General features: G+C 71.4%; 11 protein-coding genes. 5 read left to right on the top strand and 6 right to left on the bottom strand.

What is annotated here, in order from left to right:
- The first annotated feature begins 168 nt into the window (after positions 1 to 168).
- Positions 169 to 2,979 carry a PQQ-dependent sugar dehydrogenase gene (locus tag QFW96_RS17390; RefSeq protein ID WP_281456719.1) on the top strand — a complete coding sequence of 937 codons (2,811 nt, stop codon included), beginning with the start codon at positions 169 to 171 and terminating at the stop codon, positions 2,977 to 2,979.
- 271 nt (positions 2,980 to 3,250) lie between these two features.
- Positions 3,251 to 3,802: a snapalysin family zinc-dependent metalloprotease gene (locus tag QFW96_RS17385; RefSeq protein ID WP_281456718.1), complete on the top strand. Its 552-nt coding sequence runs from the start codon at positions 3,251 to 3,253 to the stop codon at positions 3,800 to 3,802.
- On the opposite strand, the gene QFW96_RS17380 is transcribed toward QFW96_RS17385, so the two are convergent.
- Both QFW96_RS17380 and QFW96_RS17375 read right to left on the bottom strand, forming a co-directional pair.
- Positions 3,799 to 5,349 carry a class I adenylate-forming enzyme family protein gene (locus tag QFW96_RS17380; protein WP_281456717.1) on the bottom strand — a complete coding sequence of 517 codons (1,551 nt, stop codon included), beginning with the start codon at positions 5,347 to 5,349 and terminating at the stop codon, positions 3,799 to 3,801. The two genes, QFW96_RS17385 and QFW96_RS17380, sit on opposite strands and share 4 nt — an antisense overlap.
- Positions 5,350 to 5,380: 31 nt before the next feature.
- Positions 5,381 to 6,031, bottom strand: coding sequence for a nitroreductase family protein (locus tag QFW96_RS17375; RefSeq protein WP_281456716.1), 651 nt, complete (start codon positions 6,029 to 6,031; stop codon positions 5,381 to 5,383).
- A 173-nt stretch (positions 6,032 to 6,204) separates the two neighbouring features.
- Between QFW96_RS17375 and QFW96_RS17370 the strand changes: the two genes are divergently transcribed.
- Together QFW96_RS17370 and QFW96_RS17365 are read left to right on the top strand one after the other, a co-directional pair.
- The gene (locus QFW96_RS17370) at positions 6,205 to 8,100 is read left to right on the top strand and encodes a flavin-containing monooxygenase (protein ID WP_281456715.1); all 1,896 of its coding nucleotides are present in this window, start codon (positions 6,205 to 6,207) and stop codon (positions 8,098 to 8,100) included.
- Positions 8,097 to 8,744, top strand: coding sequence for a TetR/AcrR family transcriptional regulator (locus tag QFW96_RS17365; RefSeq protein ID WP_281456714.1), 648 nt, complete (start codon positions 8,097 to 8,099; stop codon positions 8,742 to 8,744). The genes QFW96_RS17370 and QFW96_RS17365 overlap by 4 nt, the downstream gene beginning before the upstream one ends.
- On the opposite strand, the gene pptA is transcribed toward QFW96_RS17365, so the two are convergent.
- The 4 genes from pptA to QFW96_RS17345 form a co-directional block, all read right to left on the bottom strand.
- Complete coding sequence (pptA, locus tag QFW96_RS17360; RefSeq protein WP_281456713.1) at positions 8,722 to 8,949, bottom strand: tautomerase PptA; 228 nt, start codon at positions 8,947 to 8,949, stop codon at positions 8,722 to 8,724. The two genes, QFW96_RS17365 and pptA, sit on opposite strands and share 23 nt — an antisense overlap.
- 43 nt (positions 8,950 to 8,992) lie before the next feature.
- On the bottom strand, positions 8,993 to 12,814 hold the full coding sequence (locus QFW96_RS17355) for a non-ribosomal peptide synthetase family protein (protein WP_281456712.1): 3,822 nt from the start codon (positions 12,812 to 12,814) through the stop codon (positions 8,993 to 8,995).
- Between the two features lie 23 nt (positions 12,815 to 12,837).
- The gene (locus QFW96_RS17350) at positions 12,838 to 13,746 is read right to left on the bottom strand and encodes an EamA family transporter (RefSeq protein ID WP_281456711.1); all 909 of its coding nucleotides are present in this window, start codon (positions 13,744 to 13,746) and stop codon (positions 12,838 to 12,840) included.
- 285 nt (positions 13,747 to 14,031) lie between these two features.
- Positions 14,032 to 14,394 (bottom strand): ArsR/SmtB family transcription factor, encoded by a 363-nt coding sequence (locus tag QFW96_RS17345; RefSeq protein ID WP_281456710.1) that lies wholly within the window; start codon positions 14,392 to 14,394, stop codon positions 14,032 to 14,034.
- A 68-nt stretch (positions 14,395 to 14,462) separates the two neighbouring features.
- Here QFW96_RS17345 and QFW96_RS17340 point away from each other — a divergent pair, with 68 nt between their 5' ends.
- Complete coding sequence (locus tag QFW96_RS17340; protein ID WP_281456709.1) at positions 14,463 to 15,488, top strand: cation diffusion facilitator family transporter; 1,026 nt, start codon at positions 14,463 to 14,465, stop codon at positions 15,486 to 15,488.
- Positions 15,489 to 15,494: the final 6 nt, after the last annotated feature.

Genomic DNA, 15,494 nt, shown 5'->3' with positions numbered 1-15,494 from the left:
ATGTCGTGTAACGCCGCGTGACCGCGACGGCGGAAACCGGAAGAAGCCCTTCGCACTTCGGCGGTTCAGGCCCGAAAAGCCGTTCCTCTCAGGGCACTTGGTCCCTGGTTGGAATTGGCGCGATGGAGCCACAGTTGCTTGGTTCCCGGCTTGGTCGAGGTGACGGTGATGATCGACGTAGATCGCAAGAAGTCCTGCGCGGTGCTGTCCGCGCTGGCCTTGCTGGTGGCCGGGTTGCTGGTCGCACCGGCTCCGGTCGCCTCCGCCGCCCCGTCGCTGCCGCCGGGGTTCGTGGTGCGCGATCAGCCCAGCGGGCAGGCGGCCTACGACCTCACCGACTTCACGTACCTGCCCGACAACAGCACCCTGACCACCGGGAAGCGCGGCAAGGTCGCGTGGGTGTCGACCAGCGGGAAGGTCAACACGCTCGGCCAGCTGCCGGTGGACACCGTGCAGGACCTCGGCCTGGTCGGCGTCGCCGCCGCGCCCGACTACGCGACCTCGCGCCACATCTACCTGGCGCGGGCCGTGCCGGATGCGGCGGACGGTTTCCTGCTGCGGCTCGCGCGCTGGACGGTCACCGGCGGCGCGGAGCCGACCGGGCTCGCCGACGAGCAGGTGATCTTCGAGACCAAGAGCTTCTCCGACGTCCACGCCATCACCGGCATCGTCGCCGCGCCGGACGGCACGCTGTGGGTGTCGATCGGGGACCTGGCGAGCTTCCGCTTCACCGATCCGGCGGCGTTCCAGACGTTCAACCCGGACTCCCCGGCGGGCAAGATCATGCACATCACGCCGGACGGACGCGGCGTGCCGAACAACCCCTTCTACCAACCGGCCAACCCGAGTTCGTGGCGAAGCCGCGTGTACGCCAGCGGTTTCCGCAGCCCGTTCCGGCTGTCGCTGGACCCCACCACCGGCACGCCGCTCGTCGGCGACGTCGGCTACGGCACCTGGGAGGAGGTCGACGCGGTGCGGCCGGGGCAGAACTACAAGTGGCCGTGCTGGGAGGGCAACCACCCGGCGCCGGGCTACGCCGACCGGCCCGAGTGCGCCAACGTCGCCAACACTCCCCCTGTCTGGGAGTACCAGCACGGCAGCGGCACCGACCAGGGCAACAGCGTCACCGGCGGAATCGTCTACCAGGGGCAGAACTACCCGGAGGCCTACCGCGGCGCGTACTTCTTCGGCGACTACAGCCAGAGCAAGCTGTGGAGCATGCGGCTGGACTCGCAGGGCAACCTCGTGCAGCCGCCGCAGAGCCCGCCGCTGGGCACCGGGATCGGCGGTCCGGTGAAGTTCGAGGCCGCCCCGAACGGCGATCTGGTCTACGCCGACATCTACAGCGGCGCGCTCCGGCGGCTCAGCTACTCGTCGGCCAACAGCGCCCCGGTCGCGTCGGCCACGACCACCACCGATCCGGCCACCCGCACGGTCACCTTCGACGGGTCCGGCTCGGTCGACTTCGACGGCGACCCCCTGCGCTACGAGTGGGACTTCGGCGACGGCACCACCGGATCGGGCGTGCACGTCACCCACACCTACGCGCCGGGAACACCGCGGTTCACCGCCCGGTTGACGGTCCGCGACCCGTTCGACGCGACCGGCAGCACCGACATCGTCGTCGCCCCGTCCAACCACTCCCCCGAGCTGACGCTCACCCCGCCCCCGCAGGCGGACTTCGCCGTGGGCGACCCGATCTCGCTGTCGGCCCAGGCCACCGACGCCGAGGACGGTCCGCTGGAGGTCGCGTGGACGAGCTCGGTGGTGCACTGCCCGGAGGCCACCACCTGCCACGACCACCCGGGCGACGGCGCGCAGGGCCCGGTGCTGGACACGACGTTCACCGACCACCCGGACGCGCGGATGGAATTCACCGCCACCGCAACCGATTCCGAGGGCGTGACGACCAAATCCACCTACACCGCGCTGCCCCGGGAGCACCTGCTGACCTTGACCAGCAACGTGCCCGCGGTGCTGCAGATCCCGGTCGAGGGAGGCGCGAGCTCGGCGAAGGTCACCGAGGGCGCGCAGCTCGACGTGCTGGCCGCGGCCACGGCCACCGACGGCGGCTCAACCTTCTCGCGGTGGTCCGACGGGCCGACCGAGCGGTCCCGGTTCATCACGATGGGTCCCGCCGATCAGACGCTCAACGCCGAGTACCTGTCGCCGATCGACCAGCGCTACAACAGCGATCCCGGGGTGCGCGGGCTGCTGGGCGCGCCGACGGGACCGGAGATCACCGACGGCCCGGTGCACTACCGCACCTACGCGGGCGGCCGGCTGTACTGGACCAAGGAGACCGGGGTGCACGAGGTGCACGCCGGGAACCTCGCCAAGTACCTGGAACGCGGCGGGCACGCGTTCTTCGGCGCCCCGACGACCGACGAGACGTCCACACCGGACGGAGCGGGCCGCTACAACCACTTCGCCTACGGCGCTTCGGTGTACTGGACGGCGAACACCGGCTCGCACGCCGTGTGGGGCGCGATCCGCGCGCAGTGGGCCCGGCTCGGCTGGGAGACCGGTCCGATCGGGTACCCCACGACCGACGAGACCGGCACGCCTGACCGCGTGGGGCGGTTCAACCACTTCAGCAAGGCGTCCTCGATCTACTGGACGCCGCAGACCGGGGCGCACGGCATCTGGGGCGCGATCCGCGACCTGTGGAGCCGGATCGGCTGGGAGACCGGGCCGACGGGATACCCGACCACCGACGAGAGCATCACGCCCGACGGCGTCGGCCGCTACAACCACTTCAGCAAGGCGGCGTCGATCTACTGGACTCCCCGCACCTGGTCGCACGAGGTCTACGGCCGGATCCGGGAGCGCTGGGCGGCCCTGGGCTGGGAACGCTCCTACCTCGGCTACCCGACGACGGGCGAGTTCTCGGTCTCCGGCGGCCGCCAGAACAACTTCGAACGCGGCTACATCCGCTGGTACGCCTACAACAACTCGGTGATAGACCGCCGCTACTAACCCTCCGGAGTGGTGGTCGCGGGGCGCTCGATCGTCACCAGGGGACGGTTTTTCCTCGAATTGACCGGACAAAAGGGATGTTGATCACGGGTGATTCGAGGAAAAACCGTCCAGGGGCGACCACCGGGAAAGCCGGGATCCACTTCGGACGGTGAGAGCAGCTGACCTGGCGGTTATCCGCCAGTGTCCGGATCCGGGTGGGGATCGTGCCTAGCCTCGCCGTCGTCGCCAGCCACACCCCGGCGGGCGACGACGAGAGTGAGGAGCCGAGATGCCCAGGTTTTCCACGTCCACCGCGCTCGCCGGTGCGGCGACGGCGTTGCTGCTGGTCACGGGTGCGCCGCTGGCCGGTGCCGCCGTCGGCGACACCGCCGCACCGCACGTGGTCACCTACGACGCCAGCCAGGCCGCGGAGTTCCAGGCCGCCATCGACGAGGCCACCGCCACCTGGAACGAGCAGGTCGCCAACGTGAAGTTCGAGAAGGCCACCGACGGTCAGGCCGACCTCGTGGTCCTCGCCGACGACGGCTGGCCCCGCGCCCAGACCGACTCGCTGGGCGCAGGCACGGTGTGGATGGGCCGCGAGGCCGTCAACGAGGGCCACCACATCCCCCGCATCGCCACCCACGAGATCGGCCACATCCTCGGCCTTCCGGACAACCGCACCGGCGTGTGCGAGGACCTGATGTCGGGCGCCAGCGCGGGCACCGACTGCGCCAACGACCTCCCCAACGCCGAGGAGAAGGCCGAGGTCGAGCAGAACTTCGCCGAGGGCACCGAGATCGCCCCGCAGCTGTTCACCGAGGCCCCCGCCGCCCGCTAGGAGTTCTGGAGCGAGCGGAGCCGGCGCTTGAGGATCTTGCCCTGCGGGTCCAGGGGAAGCTCGTCCACCAGGTGGACCTCCTTCGGGACCTTGTAGCCGGCCAGCAGCCGCCTGCAGTGCTCGGTGAGCTCGTCCGCCGCGAGGTCCCGGCCGGGTTGCGCGACGACGAACGCGGTCACGGCCTCCGACCAGTACGGATCGGGCACGCCGACCACTGCGGCGCGCTGCACCCCGGCGTGCTCGTAGAGCGCGCGCTCCACCTCCTGCGAGGAGACGTTCATCCCGCCGGTCTTGATCATGTCCTTGAGCCGGTCGTGGAAGAACAGGTTCCCGTCGGCGTCGACGCGCACCATGTCGCCGGTGCGCACCCACCCGCCGCGGAAGACCTCCGCGGTCCGCTCGGGATCGTCGAGGTAACCGAGCATGACCGAGGGCGTGCGGCAGATCAGCTCCCCGATCTCGGCATCGGCGTCCTCGGCGTCGACCACCCGGATCTCCAGGTGCGTCACCGGTTTCCCGATCCAGGACGGGTCGCCGCCGGGGATGTCGTCGAGGGTCCGGAAGAACCCGACGGTGCCCAGCTGCGAGAGCTCCGACTGACCCCAGTAGGTGCCCCACAGGACCTCCGGAGCGGCGGCCGCCCAGGCGTCGATGACGTGCGGCGGGATCTGCCCGCCGTAGGTCATGCACCGGCGCACGCTGCCGACCGCGTCCGGGCCGAAGCCGTCGCGCCCGCTGAGCGCGATGTAGAACGTCGGCGTCTGGGCGATGACCGTGACCCGCTCCCGCTGGATGATCCGCAGCGCCGCGTCGGGCTCGACGGTCGCGGGCAGCACCAGCGTCGCGCCCATCAGCGTCAGGCTCGTCATCGAGCCGAGCCCGGCGATCGTGTGGAAGGGCATCACGAACAGCCACGTGTCGCCGGGCCCGGTGTCCAGTCCCCAGCCCCAGGCCGGGGCGGTGGAGGCGAGGTAGTTGCGGTGCGGGATGAGCACGCCCTTGGGCGCGGCCTCGGTGCCGGAGGTGTAGACGATGAGCGCGACGTCGTTCTCGTCGAGCTCGACCTCCGGCTCTTCGGCGGGGTGTTCGGCCAGCAGCGCGTCGAGTTCCGGGCCGTAGCCGAACTGCTCGACCCCGTCCGGCCGGACCGCGGCCACGACCTCGCCGAACTCGGTCCCGGCCAGCACGATCTCGGCCTTGCTGTGCCCGAGCTGGTGGGCGACCTCGGCCTCGCGGTAGAGCGGGTTGATGCCGGTGAACGCGGCACCGACCTTGAGCGCTCCGTAGTACGCGGCGACCACCTCGACGCCGTTGCGCGCCATCGAGGCGATCCGGCCGCCGCGCTCGATGCCGCGCGCGAGGAAGAACTGCGCGTAGCGGTCGGCCCGCTCGTTCAGCTCGGCGTAGGTCGTCTCCGCCCGGGTGCCGTCGGCGCCGTAGGAGACGAGGGCGACCTTGCGGGGCTGGGTGCGGGCGTGGCGGCGGAGCTGGTCGCCGATGGTGGCGCGGCCCAGCGCGGTGCGGTGGTGAGCGGCGAGTTCGGCCACGGCAGGTCCCTTCGGGGTTGAGCTCGCCCGTTCACACCGCGGAGGCGGCGAAGTAGGGCCGGGTGTAGGTCTCGGAGGCGACGATGTCCTCCACCGGGCTGCGGGTGAGCTTGGTGGGGAACCGCTTCTGCGGGTAGCCGACGGCGACGTGCGCGGCGGTGAGCACCCCGTCCGGGATCTCCAGCAGCGCGCGGACCTCGGGTTCGGCGTGGCAGAGCAGCGTGGTGACGGCCGAGGCGACGCCCTGGTCGCGCAGCGCCAGGCAGAAGTTCTGCATGGTCGGGTAGATCGACGCCCCGCCGACCACCGACAGCCGGTCCAGCTCCAGATCGGTGGGGTGCAGCCCGTCGATCTCGGCGCAGACCACGACGATCGCGGGAACCTCGGCGAGGTGCTCGGCGAAGTGGTCGGCGTCGCGGACCGCCTTGGGCATGGCCCCGACGTTGACCGAACCGTCGCCGATGCCGCCGAGGTAGGCCTTCCACATCGGCAGGTACAGGTCGGCCAGCGCCTGCTTGCGCTGCGGGTCGCGGACGACGATCCAGCGCACCGGCTGGCGGTTGCCGCCCTGCGGGCCGAATCGGGCGGCGTCGAACGCCTGGTGCAGCACCTCGTCGGGGACGGGGTCCGGTGCGAAGTACCGGCAGGTCCCCACGGTGCGCATCGCCTCGGTCAGCTCCATCGCCAACTCCTCGCCTATCCGCTGTTAGGTCCGGGGCCTGATGGTGCTGTGACTCACCGCACAAGTCAAGACCCTGAGGTGCGCGGATAAGTGGACGAACGACCCGCTGTTGACGTGAGAGGGGCGGACGTGGCAAGACTGATTGCCTAACAGTGGACAGGCTAGGGGGACGCATGACCGTCGACGACCGCAGCGGGCTGGCCGGGGCGCTGGAGCGCGCGAACCTGCCGTCGCTGGTCCCGGTCCTGTTCCAGCTCACCGGCGACGACCGCTGGCTGCGCGAGCCCTACCGGCCCACCCGCAGCCGCGGCATGGACGACAACGACTCCGGCGGCTTCACCCCCGAGGTGGCCGCCGAGATCCGGAGCGCCGCGCTCGACGCCGTCCTGGCGCACGAGTCCGGGACACCGGCCGCGGTCCCCGCCCCCACGGGCGAAGCGCTGCGCGCGCTGCTGGAGCTCGCCAACGGCGAGCCCGCCTCGCCCGAGTACGCCGAGATGCTGGCCGAGGACATGGGTTTCGCCCCGACGGAGTCCAAATCCGCTGCCCCGAAGGACATCGACGCCATCATCATCGGCGCGGGCGTGTCCGGGATGCTGGCCGCGATCAAGCTCGCCGAGGCCGGTGTCGAGCACGTCGTGCTGGAGAAGAACCCCGACGTCGGCGGGACCTGGTACGAGAACGCCTACCCCGGAGCCGGGGTCGACACCCCCAGCCACCTGTACTCGTACTCGTTCGAGCCGCGCCCCTGGCGCACCCACTTCGGCAAGCGCGACGAGGTCTGGCACTACCTGCGCGACGTCGCCGAGCGCCACGACCTGCGCGCGGTCACCCGGTTCGGCACCGAGGTCACCGACGCCGCCTACGACGAGACCACCGCGACCTGGACGGTGCGCACCGCCGACGGCCAGGAGCTCACCGCGCGGGTCCTGATCAGCGCCACCGGAGCGCTCAACCGACCGAAGGTCCCCGACATCGACGGTCTGAACTCGTTCCGGGGCAGGATCTTCCACACCGCCGACTGGCCGTCCGACGTGGACCTGCGCGGCAAGCGGGTGGCCGTGGTGGGCGCCGGGGCCAGCGCGATGCAGGTGGTGCCCGCGATCGCCGACGACGTCGCCTCGCTGGCGGTGTTCCAGCGCTCGCCGCAGTGGATCGCGCCGAACGACGTCTACTTCAGCGAGGTCGACGACGCGGTGCACCTGCTCATGGACCGGGTGCCGTTCTACCGGGTCTGGTACCGGGCGCGGCTGGCGTGGAACTTCAACGACCGCGTCCACCCGACGCTGCAGGTCGACCCTGACTGGGAGCACCCGGAGCGCTCGGTCAACGCCGCCAACGACGGCCACCGCCGGGTGTTCACCCGCTACATCGAGTCCGAACTGGACGGACGCCCGGACCTCATCGCCAAGGCGCTGCCCGACTACCCGCCGTTCGGCAAGCGGATGCTGCTGGACAACGGCTGGTACCGGACGCTGCGCCGCGAGCACGTCGAGCTCATCACCGAGGGCGTCGCCGAGATCACCCCGACGGGCCTGCGCGGCAGCGACGGCACCGAGGTGACCGCCGACGTCATCGTGCTGGCCACCGGTTTCCACACCCACCGGTTCCTGTGGCCGATCGACGTCCGGGGGCGTTCGGGCCTGTCGCTGGCCGAGGTCTGGGGACCGGAGAACGCCCGCGCGCACCTGGGGATCACCGTTCCGGGCTTCCCGAACCTGTTCCTCACCTGCGGCCCCGGCACCGCCCTGGGGCACGGCGGCAGCTTCATCACCATCGCCGAGTGCCAGGTCCGCTACATCGTCGACGTGCTCACCGCGATGGCCGAGCGGAACCTGCGCTCCGCGGAGGTCCGGCCCGAGGTCGAGGCGGCCTACACCCAGGACCACGACGAGGCGCACTCGCGGATGCTGTGGACCCACCCGGGCATGACCAACTGGTACCGCAACGCGGCCGGCCGGGTCGTCTCCACGATGCCGTGGCGGATCGTGGACTACTGGCGGATGACCCGCCGAGCCGACCTCGACGAGTTCCTGGTGGAGCGCGACGAGGAGGTGGCGGCGCGATGACCGGCCCGGCGCGGGCGGGTGCGAGACTGGGCGGCGTGCAGGGAACGGCCGGGCGCAAGCAGCGCACCTCGCAGCGGCGCGCCGACATCGTCACCGCCGCCGCTCGGATCTTCGCCGAGCAGGGCTACGGCAACGTCGGGATGCGCGACATCGCCGAGGCGGTCGGCATCCGGGGCGCCAGCCTCTACCACCACTTCCCCGCCAAGGAGGAGATCCTCTACGCGATCTGCCTGTCGGTGACCCGCGAACCGGTCGAGGAGACCCTGCCGCTGCTCGACGCGGCGGGCACCCCGACCGAGCGGCTGACCGAGCTGATCCGCGCCCACATCCGGCACCTGCTGCACCGCCGCGTCGAGTACCGCGTCGGCCAGCACGAGCGCACCTCGCTGACCGCCGAGCACCGCGCCGAGATCGACCGGTACCTGCAGCACTACAACCAGCGGGTGCGCGACGTGCTCGCCGCGGGGATGCGCAGCGGCGAGTTCCGGGAGATGAACCCGAAGCTCGCCGCGCTGGGCCTGCTCGACATGCTCAACGGCGTCAGCAACTGGATCCGCGGCAGCACCGACGCCGCGGCCGACGAGGTCGCCGACACCTACGTCCACCTGCTGCTGGACGGCCTCAGAGGTAGTCCGGGCGCTTGATCAGCAGGTCGGGCCGCCCGGCGATCTCGGGCTGCACGACGGTGTCGTTCCAGACGTCCTTCTCGACCGGTTCCAGACTGATCGACACGGCCCCGTCGCGGGTGCCCAGGTGCTCGATCAGCGCAGCGGTGATCGACTCGGCCAGCCCCCGCTTCTGCTCCTCGCTGACCTCTTTCGGGAAGAACTTGACGTTCACGTGCGGCATCGCTCGCTCCTCGTTCTCGATGTGGTGGTTGCGACGTTAGCCGTCAGCGCTGCCGGGCGTGCGCGGCCCGCAGAGCGGCGGCGAGCTCGGCGACCCCCTGCTCCCCGAGCACCGCGTAGTGGTCACCGCCGAGCTCGACCACCCCGGGCGGCTCGGCCGAGTAGCCGGTGCTGCCCTCGATAAACGAGTAGTCGTCGCCGACGGCCTTGAACAGCGTCACCGGTGCGCTGACGCTCCTCTCGGCCAGCTCGTGGAAGGTGTAATCGAACTCGTAGGTCCGCTCCACGATCCGCGTGATCCGCCGGATCACGTCCTCGTCCAGGCTCGGGTACCGCTCGTGGACGAACGCCACGAAGTCGTCCTCGCCCTCGACCTCCGCCAGGCAGCGGTCCAGGTCCGGACCGCTGATCGTCCCGGCGAACACCGAAAACAGGATCGTCAGGTACGTGGTGTCGGAGTACGAGGCCGCCCTCGCACCGTCGGTCGTCCCGGCGACCTCCGGGTTGCCCGGGCAGATGAGCATCAGGTGCTCGACCTGCTCGCCCTGCTGCTCCAGCTGCCACGCGGCCTCGAAGGCCACGCGCGCGCCGAAGGAGTACCCCCACAACCGGTACGGCCCGGCCGACTGCTCCCGCCGGATCTCGGCCAGGTCCGCGGCGGCCATCCCGCTGATCGTCTCGTAGGGCTCTTCACCTGCGTTGATGCCGTGCGCCTGCACTCCGTAGAACGGTCCGCCGAGGCCGGATTCGCGGGCCAGCGCGCGCAGGTTCATCGGGTAGCCGCCCAGTCCGGGCCAGCAGTGCACCGGCCGATCGTTCCCGCCGTCGTGCAACCGCACCAGGCGCGAGGACTCGACCGGGGAATCGTCGGCGATGCGCGTCGCCAGCTCGGCGAGCTCGGGGTGCACGAACAGGACCTGCAGCGGCAGCTCGGTGCCGAACTCGCGGTTGATCCTGTTCACCAGGGTCACGGCGATCAGCGAGTTGCCGCCCGCGGCGAAGAACTCGTCCCGGGTCGACACGTCCTCGTACTTCAGGGCCTCGCCCCACAACCCGGCCAGCCGCCGCTCGACGTCGGTGGCCGGGGCGACGTACGGCGCGGCTTCGGCCTCGCGCACCTCGCTCGACCCGGCCAGCGCCCGGGTGTCGACCTTGCCGTTGGCGGTCAGCGGTAACCGGTCGAGCACCAGCACCCGGTTCGGCAGCATGTAGTCGGGGAGCAACCGCGCGAGGTCGTCCTTGACGATCTCGGCGGGACCTCGCATGTGCACGGCGTCCTCGTGCATGCCCTCGCTGCGCCGTTGCCGCTCGCTGGTCTTGCCGCCGAGGAAGAAGTACGACGCGCCCGGTTCGATCCCGCAGGAGGCCAGGATCTCGTCGACCCGTCGCGCGGCCGCCAGCGGATGGCCCGTCTTCGAGCTGTAGCCGGAGGACATGAACCCGAGCCCGAGGTCGTTGCGCTGCAGCCGGTGCAGGGTGGCGCCGAGGTCGACGTACTCCAGCCGGTCGTCCTCGGCCCGGCTCACCGCGGTGATGCCGAAGCTCGACCTGTCGTGGACCGCCTGGTTGATGGCGATCACGTGCCGGGCCTGCACGAGCTCGTCGGAGATCCGCAGCAGTTCCGCACCGGTCCAGCGGTACTGCCCGGCGGGCAGCCCGTCGACGCGGCCGGGGTTCGCCTGGACGTAGAGCTCGGTGGCGTTCGGGCGCCGGGTGCCGTCGTTCGGCCGGATCTCGAAGGTGCCGAGGTAGTGGTCGGCATCGGCCGCACCGATTTCGTCCATGATGGACGGTTGGTGCCCGCCGGCCCGGACGTCGAGTCCGTGACCGGGCAGGACCTCTTCGAGAACGCCGAGCATGTGGCCGGTTTCGAATTCGAGCACTTCCCGGACGTTGTTGGCGTAGACCGGTTCGATCGCGCTGGTCCGGCCCGCGAAGTGCAGCCGGAACGTCGGTTCGCGCGTCTCGGACCGCTCGGCGACGCGCACCAGGACGTGATCGACCGGGTGGTAGTAGTACACGCCGGGGTCCACGGCGTCGAGGCCGGTGATCTCCACGTAAAGCTGGGTGGCGTAGAGCGCCCCGGGCGAGGCGTAGGAGTACTTCGGCAGCAACCGCTCCGGGCTGTGGAACTGCCCGAACCACCGCAGGATCTCACCCCACTCGGCCAGGCCGGGTTCGTCGAGGCCGCGGGAGCGCTCCGGGCGCGGCGAAGTCCGCAGCAGCGCCTCGATGTCCGCGCGGGTGACCTCGCCGCCCTCGTAGAAGCGGTAGGTCTTGCGGGCGAAGGTCTCGCGCCGCTGGTGCGCGGTCTCCTGCTTACCCGGAAGCCCCACGACGGGCCTGCCCCGCAGCTCCTCGGGCCCGCGGACCCCCGGGTTGGACAGCTGGGCCTTGACCTGCAGCTTGTTGGACTTGGACCGGTGGTGGGCCCCTTCGTTGCCCTGGTCCATCACCGTCGCCTCGCGCGGGTTGAGCTCGACGCAGGCGATCAGGTTCTGGAACCCGGTGCGCGGGTCGTCGGTGACGATCGCCGCCGCCTGCCGCACCCACGCGTGCTCGGCGATGCCCAGGGCGATCTCGTCGAGCTCGACCCGGTGACCGCGCAGCTTGACCTGGTTGTCGGCCCGGCCGCAGAACTGGATGCTGCCGTCGGGGTTCCAGTGCGCCAGATCCCCGGTGCGGTACAGCCGTTCGGTGGGCACGAACGGCGACGGGACGAACTTCTCCGCGGTCTGCTCCGGGCGACCCAGGTAGCCGCGCGCGAGCTGGACGCCGCCGACGTGGAGCTCGCCGGTTTCGCCGATGTCGGCGGGAGAGCCGTTCTCGTCCAGGATGAAGCACTGGGTGTTGTCCACCGGGACGCCGATCGGGACCGCACCCGTCCCGTCCCCGATCTCGGCCGGGTCGACGAGGTGCGCGGTGGCGTTGATGGTGCACTCGGTGGGCCCGTAGAGGTTGATCAGCGACACCCAGGGCAGTTCGTCGGTCACCTGCCGCGCCAGCGGCCGGGACAGGGCCTCACCGCCGGAGAACACGCGGCGCAGCGACGTGCAGGTGCCGAACCGCTCGGTGTCGAGCAGCGCCTGCAGCAGGGTCGGCACGCACTGCAGCGTGGTCACCTGGTGCGCGTTGATCGCGTCGATCAGCGCATCCGGGTCCCGGTGGATCCCGGGTGCGCCCAGCACGACCCGGGCGCCGAAGGCGGGCGCGAGGATCTCCCACTGCGCGGCGTCGAAGCTCATCGGGGTCTTCTGCAGCACCGAGGCCTCCGCACCGAGGTGGCCGAAGGCGTGCAACCACCGCATCTGGGAGGCGATGCTGCGGTGCTCGATGAGCACGCCCTTCGGTCGGCCGGTGCTGCCCGAGGTGTAGATGACGTACGCCAGACCCTCGGGGCGCGGCGGCACCCCACCTCCGACCGCACCGCTCCCGGTGGTGTTCGGGGTGATCACCCGGATGCCGGGCGGGGCGAGCTCGGCGAGCCGGGCGGCGAGGTGCTCCTGGGCGACGACCACCTGCGCGCCGCTGTCGGCGAGCATGTAGCGCAGCCGTTCCTCGGGGTACTCCGGCGACAGCGGCAGGTAGGCGCCGCCCGCGGACAGGATTCCCCACACCCCGCCCACCAGGTCCGGGGAGGGGTCGACGAACAGCCCGACGCAGTCGTCGGGCGCCACGCCGGCGTCGCGCAGGTCGTCGGCCAGCCGGGCGCTGCGCCCGTGCAGGTCGCGGTAGGTCAGCCGTTCGCGCTCGCTCTCGACCGCGATCGCGTCGGGCCTGGAGAGCGCCTGCTGCTCCAGCAGGCTGGGCAGGAAGAATCCCGCGAGCGCGTCGTGCGCGCGCGGCGGGGACAGGGTTGTTTCCACGGTCGTCCTCGCTGGGAAGTGCGTCATCGCGTCGGTGCGGACGGGCGGGAGGCGGGGTCGGGCGGCTGCGGCGCGGGCGCCTGCCGGGGTTGCGCGAGCACCACGGAGGCGATCACCGCCAGCGCACCGAGGAGTTGCAGCGGCGACAGCTCCTGACCGAGCACCGCGTAACCGAGCGCGGCGGCGGCCAGCGGACTGGCGAATCCCAGGAACGACACCGCGACGGCGGGCAGCCTCTCGATGCCCCGGAACCACAGCGCGTAGGCGAGCAGCGCCCCGATCAGGCTGAGGTAGGCGAATCCGGCCAGGTTCTCCGCCGAGACGTCCTGGGGAAGCCCTTCCACCAGCAACGTCATCGGGAGCAGCAGCAGGCCGCCGACGGCCAGCTGCCACCCGGTGAAGGTCAGCAGGTTCACCCCGTCCGGACGCCCCCACCGCTTGGTGAGCACGATCCCCGAGGCCATGCACGCCGCACCGCCGAGTCCGCTGAGGACACCGATCAGGTCGACCCCGGCGCGCGGGGTCAGGACCAGCATCGCCACCCCGGCGGCACCGAGCGCGCAGGCGCCCACCTGGACCGGGCGGACCCCGCTCTTGAGCAGCACCGCCGACAGCCCCAGCACGAGCATCGGCTGGGTCGCGACCACGAGCGCCGCAACACCGCCCGGCAGGTGGTAGGCGGCCACGAACAGCAGGTAGAAGAACGCGCCGATGTTGAGCGTCCCCAGGACCAGCGCACGCCACCACCACGCACCTCGCGGCAGCGTCCGGCCCGCGGCCAGGAGCACCAGCCCCGCGGGGAGCGCGCGCACCGCGGAGGCCAGCAGCGGCCTCCCGGGCGGGAGGAGCTCGGTGGCCACCAGGTAGGTGCTGCCCCAGACCGCCGGCGCGATCGCGGTCAGCGCCGAGTCGAAACCGATCCCCTTCCTCATCGGACACCTCGCGCGGATCGAAAGTCCCGGTGCCGCAACGTAAATCGTGATCGCATCAGCACCCCTCCTCGCCGATCATAAGGCGAGGCAAACCTAAGATCCGTAGCCCGGACGGGTCAATGCGCGGATCCGGACGGGCGACCTCCCCGCCCCCGGCGCAACTCCGTGACGTGCGCTCCCGCCGGATCCGAGCGCCGCGGGTGACGCTGACCACCGACCCCTGGAGGGGTCAAACGCGTTGCTATGCGGAGGCTTTCCCTCCACGAGGGGTTCCGCGGGGCGCCCTCACCGGCGTTCGACGTGGTGGTGCGGTATTCCGCGGACCGCGTGGTCGGCGAATTCCAGGGACTCGGCGACCAGGGCGGCGAGGTGATCGCTGGCGATGCGGTAGAGCATGCGGCGCCCCTCGCGGCGGGACTGGACGAGCCCGGCCAGGCGCAGCCTGCCGAGGTGCTGCGAGACCGAGGAGCGCGACGCGGCGACCTGGTCGGTGAGCGTGCTGACGTCCTGCTCGGTCGTCAGCAGCCGCAGCAGGTGCAGCCGGGTCGGGTCGGCGAGGTGGCGCAGGACGTCGGCCGCCACCGCGAACCTGGCGTCGCCGGGTTGCTGCGAATCGGTGGCTGTTGCCATGTCGTCGTGCGCGCGCATGCTTGCATGTTGCCCCCGACCAGGGCATCCTGGCAAGCCGACGGCACGCGAGCGAAGGTGACGAGCACATGGCGCACGACTCCACCGGGCACGGCCACGGGCATGGGCACGTCCGGCGACGCTGGTGGCACCACCTCAAGCACGCCGTCACGCCGCACGGTCACGACAGCGCCGACCGGTTCGACTCGGCGCTGGAGACCAGCAGGCGGGGCGTGCGGACCCTGGTGTGGTCGTTCGCCGCGCTGCTGGTCACCGCGATCGCGCAGCTCGTGCTGGTGCTGCACACGCACTCGGTGGCGCTGCTGGGCGACACGATCCACAACTTCGCCGACGCGCTCACCGCGCTGCCGGTGGGCATCGCGTTCCTGCTGGGCCGCCGGGTGGCGACCCGCCGCTACACCTACGGTCTGGGCCGGGCCGAGGATCTCGCCGGGGTCGTGGTGGTGCTCATCATCGCCGCCTCGGCCACCTTCGCCGGGTACGAGGCCGTGCTCCGGCTGGTCGAGCCGCGCCCGGTGCAGCACCTGTGGGTCGTCGCGGCGGCGGGGCTGATCGGGTTCGCGGGCAACGAGATCGTGGCGCGCTGGCGGATCGCCGTGGGACGGCGGATCGGTTCGGCGGCGCTGGTCGCCGACGGGCTGCACGCACGCACCGACGGGTTCACCTCGCTGGCAGTGGTTCTCGGCGCCGCCGGGGTCGCGCTGGGCTTCCCGCTGGCGGATCCGATCATCGGCCTGGCCATCACCGCGGCCATCCTGTTCGTGCTGCGCGACGCGGCCAAGCAGGTCCTGCACCGGCTGATGGACGCGGTCGACCCGCGCACCGTGGACCTGGCCGAGCAGGCCGCCGCCGGAGTCGCCGGCGTGCGGGGCGTCGACCGGGTGCGGATGCGCTGGATCGGCCACAGCCTGCACGCCGAGCTGGCCGTGGCCGTCGATCCCGCGCTCACCGTCGAACGAGCCCACCTGCTCGCCCACGACGTGGAACACGCGCTGGTGCACCGGGTTCCGCGCCTGACCGCGGCGGTCGTCCACACCGAGCCCGCGACCGGCGCCGACTCGGCCCACGCGCTGCTCGCCCACCACGGGCGCTGAGCCCGC

The organism is Saccharopolyspora ipomoeae (genome assembly GCF_029952525.1).
Lineage (GTDB): Bacteria > Actinomycetota > Actinomycetes > Mycobacteriales > Pseudonocardiaceae > Saccharopolyspora > Saccharopolyspora ipomoeae.
Note: the sequence above shows the minus strand (reverse complement) of the source record. Positions and strands in the feature narration are given on the sequence as shown.

What these genes read in the sequence shown, in the direction of transcription:
- QFW96_RS17390 (WP_281456719.1), top strand. Translation starts at nt 169, where the DNA reads ATGATCGACGTAGATCGCAAGAAGTCCTGCGCGGTGCTGTCCGCGCTG.
- QFW96_RS17385 (WP_281456718.1), top strand. Translation starts at nt 3,251, where the DNA reads ATGCCCAGGTTTTCCACGTCCACCGCGCTCGCCGGTGCGGCGACGGCG.
- QFW96_RS17375 (WP_281456716.1), bottom strand. Translation starts at nt 6,031, where the DNA reads ATGGAGCTGACCGAGGCGATGCGCACCGTGGGGACCTGCCGGTACTTC.
- QFW96_RS17370 (WP_281456715.1), top strand. Translation starts at nt 6,205, where the DNA reads ATGACCGTCGACGACCGCAGCGGGCTGGCCGGGGCGCTGGAGCGCGCG.
- QFW96_RS17365 (WP_281456714.1), top strand. Translation starts at nt 8,097, where the DNA reads ATGACCGGCCCGGCGCGGGCGGGTGCGAGACTGGGCGGCGTGCAGGGA.
- pptA (WP_281456713.1), bottom strand. Translation starts at nt 8,949, where the DNA reads ATGCCGCACGTGAACGTCAAGTTCTTCCCGAAAGAGGTCAGCGAGGAG.
- QFW96_RS17350 (WP_281456711.1), bottom strand. Translation starts at nt 13,746, where the DNA reads ATGAGGAAGGGGATCGGTTTCGACTCGGCGCTGACCGCGATCGCGCCG.
- QFW96_RS17345 (WP_281456710.1), bottom strand. Translation starts at nt 14,394, where the DNA reads ATGCGCGCGCACGACGACATGGCAACAGCCACCGATTCGCAGCAACCC.
- QFW96_RS17340 (WP_281456709.1), top strand. Translation starts at nt 14,463, where the DNA reads ATGGCGCACGACTCCACCGGGCACGGCCACGGGCATGGGCACGTCCGG.